This is a genomic window from Paenibacillus sp. KACC 21273 (genome assembly GCF_028736095.1).
In the GTDB taxonomy this organism is placed as follows: Bacteria; Bacillota; Bacilli; order Paenibacillales; family Paenibacillaceae; genus Saccharibacillus; species Saccharibacillus kyungheensis.
This window is the reverse complement of sequence record NZ_CP117876.1, coordinates 4,870,665-4,883,987: the sequence shown is the minus strand read 5'-3', so window position 1 is coordinate 4,883,987 and position 13,323 is coordinate 4,870,665. Positions and strand designations below refer to the sequence as shown.

Below are 13,323 nucleotides of genomic sequence, written 5' to 3'. Positions count from 1 at the left end.
TTAAGACCAATCGGTATACAAATCTGTACGCCGATCACGCCATGTAGTGACAGAACCTTTTTCACGGACTTGATATAACAGCTCCAGATCAAGGTCAGCGGTCACGATCATATCATCATTGATCTCGCCTTCCACCAGAATACCACGTGGTGGAAAAGGAACATCATTCGGCGTAATTACAGCCGCTTGTCCGAAGTTGCCACGCATAAAGTCTACTGTTGGCAAAGAACCGACTGTACCCGTTGTAACTACATAGACTTGATTCTCGACAGCACGAGCATGACTGGTGTAACGAACACGATGGAAGCCATGACGGTCATCGGTACAAGACGGACAGAAAATCACATCTGCACCTTTTGCTTTTGCCATACGCACAATTTCAGGGAATTCAATATCATAACAGGTTAACAGAGCAATCGTTCCTTTATCTGTTTCAAATACAGTTAAGCCATCGCCTGCTGACATATTCCATTCTGTCACTTCGGTTGGCGTAATATGAAGTTTGGGTTGTACAGCGACCCGTCCATCTGGATAAAATAAATGAGCTGTATTGTATAATTTTCCTGCTTTTTCGATCACATGGGTTCCGCCGATAATATGAGTACCTGTTTCCTGAGCCAGTTGTTGAAATAATTGCACATAAGCTTCAGTAAAATCAGGCAATCTCTCAATACCTAGTGCTTGTCCATGTTCATCACCAATCGATAACAATTGAGTGGTAAAAAATTCAGGAAAAAGAATAAAGTCTACTTCAAATTCTTGCGCAGTCTTCACATAATGAGTGACTTGAGCAGCAAATTCTTCAAAAGAAGATATGGTGTGAAGGCGATATTGTACCGCCGATACGCGAAATTTCATAGCGAATAAAAACCTCCTGATATTGAGATATATCCATCATAACAGAATTGAGAAAGGTTATAAAAGAGGAATAAACGAAGTACCTATGCTACAATTTAAATTGGAATATGTGATATATATTTTACTTTATTTTACATTAAAAGCAGGAGTGATCATATGGGGTTCATAAAGAATTTCCTGATGAATGCGGGGATGATGGTCACCATTGCATATGTGGCAAATATTATTTATAAATATGCACTTATCCGTTTTTCGGCACGTATCAAATATGTGAGTTCGATCTTTTTATTAATTTTTGCTGGTTGGGCAAGTTGCTTTTTTGGCTTTCGATTAAGTGAAAACGTTATTTTTGATCTTCGTTTTCTACCTCTGATTGTTGCGGCGGCTGTCTATTCTAGACCTATTGTGATTATGTTAGTCGGTGTCGGCATTGGATTAACCCGTTTAACGTTTGGCATCGATATGGCGGCTTTTGTAGGCGTATTGAATCTATCTATTCTGGGAGCGGTCTGTGCAGTTCTGAATATCTGGATGCGCAATAGTACAGTCAAACTTCATATCAAAGCGATTATAACAGTGCTTGTCGTCAATATAATCAATACGTTTGATATTGCTGTACTGGGTGTTGTGCCAATACGTATCTATGTATTTGAAATTATGCCGTTTACCTTACCGATGTCTATCTTAATGAGCGGTGTATTTGTTTTTATTTTGCGTGATTTTCATACCGAACGCCAACGAATGTTACAACTTGAACATGCCAATGAATTATTGTATCAACAGACCGAGGAACTGCAACAGACTCAATTTGTGTTGGAAGAACGAGCAAAGCAATTGTTGTTAGTGTCTCAATACAAATCTGAATTTTTGGCAAACATGTCTCATGAATTACGGACACCGCTCAATAGCATTATTAATCTGGCACAGATGATGGCTGACAAAGAAGATCAACGTACAGAAGAAGAAACGGTTCTGTACAGCCAGATGATCTATCAATCCGGCTTAGACTTGCTGGAATTGATCAATGATGTGCTCGATCTATCCAAAGTAGAAGCCGGTAAACTTGAAATTACGTATGAAGAAGTACGATTGTGGGAATTAGTAGAAGTATTGCGTATGCATTTTGAGATTACTGCTCAGAAAAAAGGCATTACATTTGCCACTGTACAAGATTCTCATGTTCCAGAAACGATTTTTTCAGATGCTCAGCGAATCCAACAGATTTTACGTAATCTGCTGACCAATGCTTTTAAATTTACTCAAAAAGGCAGTGTCACTATGCGTATACACAAACATTGGAATAGTGAAGATCAGAGTGAATGGATCGTATTCTCTGTTCAGGATACAGGGATAGGTATTGCTCCTTCTCAACATCAAGTGATTTTTGAAGCTTTTGAACAAGCGGATAGTTCGATTACTCGTCGTTATGGAGGTACAGGTCTAGGATTGTCGATCAGTAGAGATCTAGCCACTATGTTAGGGGGATATCTGAGTATGGAGAGCCGAGAGCATGAAGGCAGTATATTTTCACTGTATCTTCCACTGCTACGACCTCCATCTGTAGAATGATCCTGTATACGAGCTACCGATGAGCTTCATAACTATTCCGCATTACTATGATGCTCATCGACGATTTTTTTGAAAAGATTAATAATGTTGCAAAGCTAGATAAGTACTGCAATGAATGCGGATACATGTTCCAAAAAAGAGCGCGGTTAACGTTTGGTTATCGTCAGAGAGGGTAAACAAACCTAATTCATTCTAAAGTTTATGTAATCAAAGTCATCTTTTGTAATGTACAAAGGAGAGGATACTTATCAAACGAAGACGTGCTCTTGGACTCAACCGTTTGAATTTGCAGAAACGAAGATATTCGATGTATCGCAATCATTTACGAATCGCTACAACCGAAGGAATTCCAGCTACAATCTTTTCCACATTATTAAGCGGCCCTTTTTTAACAGGTTTTTTATTGTATCTTGGAGCAACCGCAGGACAAATCGGATTAGTAATCGCATTGACTACACTTGTAAATGTTGGACAGGTGATCGTTGCTTTTTTGATCCAACGTTTACATAAGCGGAAATGGGTATTGATTTTATCTGTATTTCTGCATCGCGTATTATGGGGAGCCACCGGATTAGTTCCCTTTATTTTTACCAAAGAACTCTGGGTTCCTGCTTTTATCGTATTATATATTTCAGCATTCGTAGCCAATGCCGTGATCGGTGTCGTATGGGCTTCGTTAATCGGAGATATTGTTCCTGGACGATTGCGGGGTAGATATTTTGGGATTCGCAATACGATCTTGAATGCGTTAGGAAGTATCACTTTATTTGTAGGAGGCTTTTTGCTTGATAAGTATCCGGGCGGGCAAGGCTTTCTGATTTTGTATATTATTGTATGGATCTGTGTTGTGATGAATGTGGTTATTTTTCTATTTTATCCAGATGCGCCTTTTGAGCGATCAGCAGAGACGAAGTTTGTACCGATGTTACGCAAGCCACTCTATGATCGTTTATTTATGAAAGCAACATGGTTTCTAGCCTTCTGGTTATTGTTGCAGACTTTGGTAGTGCCGTTATACTCGTATGTGATGTTGGAAGTATTGCATGTCAGTTACTCGATTACGTCAACGATGACTGTCGTACAGACAATATTTATGATGATCAGCTTTTATTTCTGGGGCAATATGAATGCACGCTTTAGTAACAAAACATTGCTATATTGGACGCTACCTTTTATTGCAGCTTCTTGTATCGCATGGAGTCTAAATGCAATTATTCCGGTCGTGTTAGCACTGCTTATTATTCATATGTTACTTGGGATCGGAGTAGGTGGATTTAATCAGCTATCGTTCAATTTTATTATAGGAGATACACCCAAAAATGATCGTCCGATGTTTATCGCTGTCTATTCGGCAATTACAGGGCTCACTTCTTTTATCGGGCCATTGGTCGGAGGAAAAATCTTTGAGTGGATCGAACCTTTACCTAGATGGGTACAAGTATTTGGATTTCAGACGGCTGTCGGGGTCTTATTGTTAGTTCTAGCGGTAACGATAGGACGCAAAGTATTAAAAAATCCAAGTCCGCAACAGTTGTAACCAGCGAGTATAGTGGTTAACTTGGACGCAACCTGATCTGTTGCAAAGATGATCTGAGCTAACCTGTAGCGCTTTAGACTAGATTAACTTTGTAGTGAGGATTGCCAAACGTCAGTCTGCACGCTTAAAATGATGTCAGACATATACTACTTTTAGGAAAAGAGGTTATTACGAATGAGCAAGCAACCGATTTCTACCGATCGTGCTCCTGGAGCACTTGGCCCTTATTCACAAGCGATTGATACAGGGATGTTTATTTTTGCATCGGGTCAATTGGGACTTGATCCTGTAAGTGGAGAATTAGCAGAAGGCGTGCAAGAACAAGCACGTGTCGCTCTTGAAAATGTAACGGCTGTTCTGGATGCAGCAGGAAGCAGTCTGGATCAAGTAGTGAAAACAACAGTCTTTCTACAAGACATGAATGATTTCGCAGCTATGAACGAAATCTACGGTCAATTTTTCAAAGAACCTTATCCTGCGCGTAGTGCTGTGCAAGTCGCTCGTCTACCGAAAGATGCTTTGGTTGAGATCGAAGTTATCGCTTTGAAAAAATAATTCAGTGTAACCTAAAAAAGACGTTCTCGTTGGATGAGAATGTCTTTTTTTTGATAATAAAAAAATATAACTTAATATAAAAATGCATAATTCAACAAGAGCCCTCTCTTTGATAAAAGAAAGGGCTCTGCCTATAAAGACAAAATGACAATTCTATTAATCTCGCGTTCGATTGCGAACAAAGAAAATAATAATCGCATAAATAAACAACACTACTGCTAAAATAATAGCGGTTAACCAAGTACCATGGGAATCTTGATGTTTGAAAGCAATCGCGCTGTACGCCCATACAAAAACAAGCGGATAAATACTGTCACGATAGCGATATCCAATCACAAGAGCAATCAATGCACCGGCGATTAGTCCAATGACTGACCAGACAGTCGGTGAAAGTCCAAAACCAGACCAATCATTTTTGTGTAACACAATCCCGATATTCAAAATGGTAGCAACCGATACCCAACCCATGTAAATACTGAACGGTAATTTGACCAGAATAATCTGAGCGACCGATGGACGAACAATTCTTCTTGTGCGTACATACAATACAATCGTGGTTAATAATAACAGAACAATAATCACTGTCGCAATTTCTGTTAACAACGAATGCCAGAAGAACAACCAGATAATATTACATAATGAATTGATGATTAACCAGATTCCAACCGCTTCGATCCCTTCGTTACTTTCAGAAGAATTGCGGAATTGATAAATCACAAAGCCTACTAACAATAGATAGATCACAGACCATATGGAAAATGCATAACTAGCAGGTGTTAATAGAATTTCGAACATATCCGAAATTTCACCTGTACCTCTACCGAATAGTGGTAGGGTGGCTGCTAGATAATTCATCACCAATACCGCCGCAATAGCTACTACATTCAGCCATTTGTACGTATTGAGTTTGGACAATAGGAGTCCCTCCTTATTTTTTGAGATCATATGTAAAGCTGACATTCAGTATACAGAATGCTTTAACTATATACCCATTTCAAAGCGTAGTTACACAGCAATCACTATTTCGAACACTGTAATAGTAGAAGCATGTTGGTGCTAAAATATCATATTGAAAAAGCGTAAAAATGATAGCGTTATCATTTTGTGAATAGGAATATTGTTAAAACAGTCATCAATTTGTCAAAGCTTGGGTATATAACAATATGTTGATTGTTTCATCTGATAAAAGGGACTTGAAGGAGGACACTGAATATGGTCGGTAAAAAAGCATCACAATGGATTCAACAGATTATTTTTGTAGGGCCCGCCACTTTGTTTTTTGCACTAATTGTGATTATTCCATTTATTTTGGGTCTGTATTATTCATTTACAGATTGGAATGGTATTTCAAAAACAATCAACTGGGTTGGATTTAGCAATTACACACATATCGTTACCAAAGATCCTGATTTTCGTAATGCGTTTTGGTTTACCGTTCGCTTTACAGTAGTAGGCATTATTATTACCAATGTTATAGGGTTTGCTTTAGCTTATATTTTGACGAAGCCACTATTTACACGTAATCTGATGCGTACAATTTTCTTTATGCCGAATATGATCGGTGGATTGTTGCTCGGATTTATCTGGCAGTTTATTTTTATCAAAGGTTTCGCCGCTGTCGGTGAAGCTACAGGGTTATCTTTATTTAATCTTCCCTGGTTAGGTGATCGCGCGACTTCATTCTGGGGTATCGTTATCGTCTTTGTCTGGCAAACTGCAGGTTATTTGATGGTTATTTACATATCTTCGTTAAACAATGTACCGAAAGATGTTTTGGAATCGGCAGAGATTGATGGAGCTACACGCTGGCAAGTAGTGCGTCATATTATTTTCCCATTAATTATGCCTGCGATTACGATCTGCTTGTTCTTAGCGATCTCATGGGCGTTCAAAATGTTCGATCTTAACTTAGCGTTAACCAATGGTGGACCGTTCAAAGCCACTGAATCGGTAGCACTGGATATTTACAATGAAGCTTTTACCAATAACCGTCTAGGATTGGGTACAGCAAAAGCTGTTATTTTCTTCGTCATTGTGGCATTGATTACCAGTGTGCAGGTACGTCTGACGAAAAGTAGGGAGGTTGAACTATAATGGATATTCAAAAACGATACGGTGTTCGTACACTGATTCTCGAAATTATTGTTGTGATTGTCGGCTTGATTTTCTTGATTCCTTTTTACTTTCTACTGGTCAATTCAGTGAAATCTTTTGCCGATATTTTGTCCAATTCAGCAGGCTTGCCTCAAGCGTATTTGTGGAGCAATTATGCCAAAGCATGGACAGCTATCGATTTCCCTACAGCGCTTAAAAATTCATTGATTGTGACGATTGTCAGCAATCTATTATTAGTATTAATCAGTTCGATGGCTGCTTATCAGATGGTACGTCATCCATCATTATTTAATCGCATCTTGTTTTTTGTTTTTGTAGCTGCGATGGTTATTCCTTTCCAATCGATTATGTTGCCGTTAATGGAAATGGCGAGCAAATATCGTCTTAATAATAGTATGTATGGATTGATCGTAAGTTATCTTGGATTTGGTGCACCTTTATCTGTGTTTCTTTTCCACGGATTTGTCAAAACGGTTCCTCTTGAAATCGAACAAGCGGCTCGTGTAGATGGTTCTTCTCGTTATGGAGTCTTTTTCCGTATCGTGTGTCCGTTAATGCAACCGATGTTTGTAACGGTTATTATTTTGAATACATTATGGATCTGGAACGATTATCTATTGCCTTCTCTTATCTTATCCAGCCCTGAATTACGTACAATTCCGATCGCAACATACAGCTTTTTCGGTCAATATACGAAGCAATGGGATATGGCATTGCCTGCGCTAGTGCTTGGTATTACACCGATTATTATTTTCTTCCTGTTTATGCAGCGGTATATTATCGAAGGTATCACTTCAGGATCTGTTAAAGGTTAATATTTATAGCGCCTAAATGAATATCCAATATGAAATAGAGACAGAATTGAAATAAGCAAAACAGGAGGATTGAAGTATGAAAAAAATACTTTTACTACCACTGACTTTGCTCTTCGGATTAGCGACCGTATTATCCGGTTGTGGCAATCAGAATACAGAAGATGCAAGTGGAACCAAGACGATTCATATTTATCAATATAAAGTAGAGATATCCGGCGCTCTTGCCAAATTAAAAGTAGAATACGAGAAAACTCATCCGGGCGTGAAGTTAGATATTCAGTCTGTCGGTGGTGGTAGTGATTATGCGGCTTCGCTCAAAGCCAAATTCGCTTCAGGTGATGAACCTGATATTTTCAGCAATGGCGGCTATGAAGAAATGAATCTCTGGTTTGAATATATGGAAGATTTGTCGGATCAGCCGTGGGTAAGCGATCTAGTCGATGGAGCGAAAGAATCGATTAGTCGGGATGGACACATTTATGGACAGCCGATTGGTTTAGAAGGATATGGATTTATTTATAACAAAGATATTTTTGATAAAGTAGGCATTAAACAGTTACCTACTACGTTAGAAGAATTACAAGCAGTCTGCGAAAAACTCAAAGCCGCTGGTTATATTCCATTCTCAAATGCATTCCAAGAGTGGTGGGTACTGGGTAATCATAATTCCAATATTCCATTTGCTCATCAGAAAGATCCGGTACAATTCTTGCAACAATTGGATGCAGGTACAGCGCAAATACCGGGAAATGAGAAATTTACAGATTGGTTGAATCTGGTTGATCTTATGGTAAAATACGGAAATAATAATCCGTTAACTACTGATTACAATACACAGGTGACGTTGTTTGCCAATGGCAAAGCAGCCATGATGCAACAAGGGAACTGGACACAAGTACAGATCGATGGAATTAAGCCAAATATGAATATTGGTCTAATGCCGATTCCGATCAATAATGACAAACAAGAGAATGATCGTCTATTTGTAAGCGTGCCGAACAACTGGGTCGTGAACAAAAATTCACCAGTCAAAGCAGAAGCAAAAGAATTTTTAAATTGGTTAGTGACTTCAGATACAGGAAAACACTATATCACTGACGAATTTAAATTTATACCTGCTTTCAAAAGTATTCCAACGACCGATAAACAGCTAGGCCCTATCGGTTCAGATATTGTGAAATACAATGAAGCAGGCAAAACGCTCCAATGGGTATTCCCACGATTTGCAACAGGATTAACCAAAGATTACGGCAGTACAATTCAAGCTTATATCGCTGGAGAATTGACCAGAGATGAAATGCTGGAACAAATGCAAGCAGAATGGGTTAATTTGCAATTAAGATAGTCTGACATGAATATATCTTTGGGTAGATCAGGCGAAGCGAGCAATAGATACAAGCCTGATCTACATCAAAGCTATTACATGTCTACCAACATCCAACAGCGGAGGGGAACAGTAGAATGGAAGATACAAGCGAAGCGATACACCCGGACAAGGCAGGATTACCTGTTGTACAAGAAACATGGAACTCATTTGGACATATGATTCGCTGGCAAGAACATAATGGAGCTTATCTTTGTTACGGAGAACGTAGTCATGCCGCACTGATTTTTTTGTCTGAGGGAGAATTTCGCTTTAAAGTATTTCAAGGAGAATATCCTGATCTATCAACAACAATAGCTGTATTACCTCGCAGTGAAACATCACAACCTGAAGTCGAAGAAAATGAAGAAAACCTGGTTTTTACAACATCGCTTATTCAAGTTTTGCTCAATAGGCAAACGTTTGCACTAACAGTGTTAGATAAAAATGGAAACGAAATTGCACGTCAAGAAACCGTCAGTTGGAGCCCTCGGGGTGCGATCAATGGCTTGTTCAATATGCAGGAAGGTTCTCATTTTTACGGATTAGGTGAGAAATCTAGCTTTTTGGATAAACGTGGGGAGCGCTATACGATGTGGAATACCGATGTCTATGCTCCTCATATGCCAGAGATCGAAGCGCTATATGAATCGATTCCCTTACTATTGCATATGCAAGGGGAGACGACATACGGCATATTTCTAGACAATCCGGGACGTTCTGACTTTGATATGCGTTCACATGGAGTAGCCTATACGGTTGGATGTTCTACAGGGCAGTATGATATTTATTTTATTTATGGACCGGAATTGAAAGATGTAGTTCGTCGTTATACATCGATGACTGGACGGATTTCGTTGCCTCCTAAATGGGCGCTTGGATATCATCAATCTCGTTATAGCTATATGAATCAGAGTGAAGTGATGCAGTTAGCTCGTGATTTTCGGGAAAAGCAAATTCCATGTGATGTGATCTATCTGGATATTCACTACATGGAAGGCTATCGTGTATTTACATTTGATAAAATTCGTTTTCCGAATCCGAAAGAAATGATCGCAGAACTAAAAGAAATGGGTATCCGTATTGTGCCGATTGTCGATCCCGGAGTGAAAAAAGATCCTAAATATCCGGTCTATCGTGAAGGGGTGCAGGAAGATCATTTCTGTCGTTACTTAGAAGGGGATATTTATTTCGGAGATGTATGGCCAGGAACCAGTGCTTTTCCTGATTTTACCGATAATAGAACAGCAGAGTGGTGGGGACAACTGCACGATTATTATACATCGCTTGGTATTGAAGGCATCTGGAACGATATGAACGAACCTGCTGTATTTAATACACTCAAAACAATGGATCTGGATGTTATTCATAAAAATAATGGTAAACCGATGACGCATGAAGAATTGCATAATTTGTATGGATTACTGATGTCCAAAGCAACGTATGAAGGTATGAAAAACAATATGAATGGACGTCGTCCTTTTATTTTGACACGTGCAGGTTATTCAGGAATTCAGCGGTATGCGGCAATCTGGACAGGCGATAATCGCAGTTTCTGGGAGCATATGGCGATGGCGATTCCAATGGTACTCAATATGGGATTGTCAGGGTTACCTTTTGCCGGGCCGGATATCGGTGGATTTGCCCATCATACTTCAGATCAATTGCTTGTACGTTGGACACAGATGGGAGCCTTTTTCCCGTATTGTCGTAATCACTCATCGCTTGGTACAGCACGTCAAGAACCGTGGTCGTTTGGCGAGCAGACGGAAAGCATTTTACGAGAATATATCGGACTGCGTTACCGCTGGTTACCCCATTTATATAATCTGTTCCATGAAGCCGCGCAGACAGGAATGCCGATCATTCGTCCATTGATTCTAGAATATCCACGCGATCCGCAGGTTACTAATCTTTGCGATCAATTTTTAGTTGGGTCAGACGTGTTGATTGCTCCGATTTACCGACCGGATACGTATTGTCGCGCAGTGTATTTACCTGAAGGAACATGGCATGATTATTGGACAGGCGAGCGTCACGAAGGTGGCAGACATATTCTGGTGGATGCTCCGCTAGATGTATTGCCGATGTTTATTCGTGCAGGTTCGATTGTAGTTGAAGGATCGCTACGTCAATACACAGGCGATCAGGCAGATGAATCCATTACTTTCCATATCTATGGTGCTGTTGCAGATGCCTCATTTACAGCAGAGTATAGCCTGTATGAAGATGATGGAGAGACATTTGCTTATGAAAATGGCAATCATTCGAAACTTGACATTCGTGCATGTGGTGGACAGGATGAATTACGATTGTCGATTCGTTATGCCAATAGACAGTATGTAGCTGTTCGTGATCAGTTACGTTTTACACTGCGGCAACCGGAGTTTCAACCGACAGAGATTGTAGGATTAGAGCGTATTTCGCTAGACGATCTTGCTGAAGGAAAATCAGGTTGGAGTATGGATGAAGATAGTGGAGATATTTTGATTCAAGTATCTGATACAGAGCAAAATGAATTGGTTCTAAAAGTCTAAAAAAAGGTCATTTCTTTCACAGAGATTGGTGAAGGAAGTGACCTTTTTTTAATGTTATGATAGATAGACAATATCTTAATTTTTACTCATTATTTTTGCTGAAAAGACGATAATGATGATAACTCTAAAAATGGATTGAAAAATAGTGCATATCCAGATAAAGAAAAACCAACAGACTAAAATGACCTGAAAAGACATTTATTTTATAGTATACAACTACATAGAAATCTAAAAAAAACGGAGATGAACACATGCAATCATGCTGGATAGGGATAGATATAGGAGGTACTGGCATCAAAGGTGCCTTGGTGAATGAGCAAGGGCAGATGATAGAACGTATGGAATTGCCTACGCAAGCAGAACAAGGTGCTGAATTTATTTTAGGACGAGTATTGTATATCGCTAATGAATTAAAAAGTATTGTTTATGATAGTGTCAAACAACGCTTTATTACGATTCATGGTATCGGTATAGGCTCTGCGGGTCGAATCGATCGAGAAAGCGGAATTGTAATTGATGCGACAGATAATTTGCCGGGTTGGAAAGGTATGCGCTTGGCTGAATTAGTTACAGCTTCAACAGGACTACCGACATGGATTGTTAATGATGCTCATGCAGCGGCGGCAGGAGAAGACTGGATTGGTGCGGCTTCTCATGTGCAATCTTCGATAATGTTAACGATAGGAACAGGAGTTGGCGGTGCACTTGTTCATTATGGTGAAGTGATCTCCGGTCAGTATGGAGGCGCAGGTGAATTAGGGCATATGATTCTGCATCCGGGCGGTCTGCCTTGTAATTGCGGTAAAAAAGGATGTGTAGAACAGTATATATCAGGAACAGCTCTACATCGGCGCGCAGATGAATATGTACCGGGCTGGAATGCGTATACGTTGATGAGAGAAGCGAAACAAGGCACAACAGAAGCACTTTTTGTATTAGATGGTTGGATTAATGATCTTGCAAATACGATTATTAATATGGATCAAATCTTTGATCCACAAGCGATTATTATCGGTGGTGGCATCATTGTTACACGTGGAACGTGGTGGGAATTATTGCTTCAGCGTATTCAAGAATTAGGTGGTAGACCGGTATTATTGATGCCTGCACAACTAGGTAATCATGCAGGCATGGTAGGAGCGGCTCGGATTGCGATGTTAAATGCTAGCTTGTAATAATTGCTGTGCTTGGGCGATACGTACAGGATCAAGAGCAAGATTGATATCGCTATGGATACGTACAGCACTACCCAAATGAACTTCTTGTATCGAAGTATTTGTAACAAAATCAGCCAGACTCTGCAAAGTTAATCCTGCTCCAGCAATCAATTGTATCGGGTACTGTGTAGCTAAGCGATTCAGGGCAATCATCTGATCAACAGCTTGTAGCACAGAAGGTTGACCACCAGACGTTAAAATATGAGTAATCTGAGGATAGCGTGACAACATATCCAGACCGCGCTCCAGATCATCCAATTCGTCAAACGCACGATGGAACGTAAAAGGCTTGCCATCTGCTGCATCCAGCAATCGTTCTAAAGCGTTCGTATCAATCTGTCCATCCTCCGTCAGAACCCCGGTTACTATCGCTGCTGCACCTGTACGGGAGATATGACGAATATCTCGCATCATACTGTTTAGTTCCGCATGATCATATCGAAAATGACGACTATGAGGACGCACCATCACATTAACCGGAATATGTACCGTTTCAGTAATATATTCGATGATTCCTAGACTCGGTGTGAGTCCACCTTCTTGTTGAGCGGCGATCAGTTCGATCCGATCTGCACCTGCTTGCTCTGCAATCATCGCATCTTCTGGAGTAGTCGCAATCACTTCAAGTCTTTTTCGCATAATAACCTCTCTTTCTATACTCCTATTTTATAGATAGCTTATTATCAGCATAATATAGCTGATAACGTAGATAGCCAGAGTGCTCCGACCCATGACGAGTACCAAATTCCGTCTAAAA

11 protein-coding genes are annotated in these 13,323 nt (G+C 39.9%); 8 read left to right on the top strand and 3 right to left on the bottom strand.

Annotated elements, in window-relative coordinates; translation table 11 throughout:
- Positions 1–858, bottom strand: a complete 858-nt coding sequence (locus PQ460_RS21450; protein ID WP_273614667.1) for a carbon-nitrogen hydrolase family protein — start codon at positions 856–858, stop codon at positions 1–3.
- Between the two features lie 156 nt (positions 859–1,014).
- On the opposite strand from PQ460_RS21450, the gene PQ460_RS21445 reads away from it, so the two are divergent.
- The 3 genes from PQ460_RS21445 to PQ460_RS21435 all read left to right on the top strand — a co-directional run bounded on the left by PQ460_RS21445 (position 1,015) and on the right by PQ460_RS21435 (position 4,519).
- Entirely contained in the window at positions 1,015–2,427 is a 1,413-nt protein-coding gene (locus tag PQ460_RS21445; protein ID WP_443147176.1) for a sensor histidine kinase, read from the top strand.
- Positions 2,428–2,734: 307 nt separating this feature from the next.
- Positions 2,735–3,964, top strand: coding sequence for an MFS transporter (locus PQ460_RS21440; protein ID WP_274172986.1), 1,230 nt, complete (start codon positions 2,735–2,737; stop codon positions 3,962–3,964).
- A gap of 174 nt (positions 3,965–4,138) precedes the next feature.
- Entirely contained in the window at positions 4,139–4,519 is a 381-nt protein-coding gene (locus PQ460_RS21435) for a RidA family protein (RefSeq protein WP_273614669.1), read from the top strand.
- 156 nt (positions 4,520–4,675) lie between these two features.
- On the opposite strand, the gene PQ460_RS21430 is transcribed toward PQ460_RS21435, so the two are convergent.
- Entirely contained in the window at positions 4,676–5,434 is a 759-nt protein-coding gene (locus PQ460_RS21430; RefSeq protein WP_274171113.1) for a tryptophan-rich sensory protein, read from the bottom strand.
- A 297-nt stretch (positions 5,435–5,731) separates the two neighbouring features.
- Between PQ460_RS21430 and PQ460_RS21425 the strand changes: the two genes are divergently transcribed.
- From PQ460_RS21425 to PQ460_RS21405, 5 genes are all read left to right on the top strand, one after another.
- A complete protein-coding gene (locus PQ460_RS21425; RefSeq protein WP_273614671.1) occupies positions 5,732–6,613 on the top strand; it encodes a carbohydrate ABC transporter permease in 882 nt (293 codons plus the stop codon).
- Complete coding sequence (locus PQ460_RS21420; protein ID WP_273614672.1) at positions 6,613–7,449, top strand: carbohydrate ABC transporter permease; 837 nt, start codon at positions 6,613–6,615, stop codon at positions 7,447–7,449. Before PQ460_RS21425 ends, PQ460_RS21420 begins: the two co-directional genes overlap by 1 nt.
- A 76-nt stretch (positions 7,450–7,525) precedes the next feature.
- Positions 7,526–8,794 (top strand): ABC transporter substrate-binding protein, encoded by a 1,269-nt coding sequence (locus tag PQ460_RS21415; protein ID WP_274171112.1) that lies wholly within the window; start codon positions 7,526–7,528, stop codon positions 8,792–8,794.
- A gap of 116 nt (positions 8,795–8,910) precedes the next feature.
- The gene (locus PQ460_RS21410; RefSeq protein WP_274171111.1) at positions 8,911–11,349 is read left to right on the top strand and encodes a glycoside hydrolase family 31 protein; all 2,439 of its coding nucleotides are present in this window, start codon (positions 8,911–8,913) and stop codon (positions 11,347–11,349) included.
- 251 nt (positions 11,350–11,600) lie between these two features.
- Entirely contained in the window at positions 11,601–12,524 is a 924-nt protein-coding gene (locus tag PQ460_RS21405; protein ID WP_274171110.1) for an ROK family protein, read from the top strand.
- On the opposite strand, the gene PQ460_RS21400 is transcribed toward PQ460_RS21405, so the two are convergent.
- Positions 12,507–13,205, bottom strand: coding sequence for a copper homeostasis protein CutC (locus PQ460_RS21400; RefSeq protein ID WP_274171109.1), 699 nt, complete (start codon positions 13,203–13,205; stop codon positions 12,507–12,509). The two genes, PQ460_RS21405 and PQ460_RS21400, sit on opposite strands and share 18 nt — an antisense overlap.
- Positions 13,206–13,323 lie beyond the last annotated feature (118 nt).

Coding starts and splice junctions, on each gene's coding strand:
- PQ460_RS21450 (WP_273614667.1), bottom strand. CDS start 858: ATGAAATTTCGCGTATCGGCGGTACAATATCGCCTTCACACCATATCT.
- PQ460_RS21445 (WP_443147176.1), top strand. CDS start 1,015: ATGGGGTTCATAAAGAATTTCCTGATGAATGCGGGGATGATGGTCACC.
- PQ460_RS21440 (WP_274172986.1), top strand. CDS start 2,735: ATGTATCGCAATCATTTACGAATCGCTACAACCGAAGGAATTCCAGCT.
- PQ460_RS21435 (WP_273614669.1), top strand. CDS start 4,139: ATGAGCAAGCAACCGATTTCTACCGATCGTGCTCCTGGAGCACTTGGC.
- PQ460_RS21425 (WP_273614671.1), top strand. CDS start 5,732: ATGGTCGGTAAAAAAGCATCACAATGGATTCAACAGATTATTTTTGTA.
- PQ460_RS21420 (WP_273614672.1), top strand. CDS start 6,613: ATGGATATTCAAAAACGATACGGTGTTCGTACACTGATTCTCGAAATT.
- PQ460_RS21415 (WP_274171112.1), top strand. CDS start 7,526: ATGAAAAAAATACTTTTACTACCACTGACTTTGCTCTTCGGATTAGCG.
- PQ460_RS21410 (WP_274171111.1), top strand. CDS start 8,911: ATGGAAGATACAAGCGAAGCGATACACCCGGACAAGGCAGGATTACCT.
- PQ460_RS21405 (WP_274171110.1), top strand. CDS start 11,601: ATGCAATCATGCTGGATAGGGATAGATATAGGAGGTACTGGCATCAAA.
- PQ460_RS21400 (WP_274171109.1), bottom strand. CDS start 13,205: ATGCGAAAAAGACTTGAAGTGATTGCGACTACTCCAGAAGATGCGATG.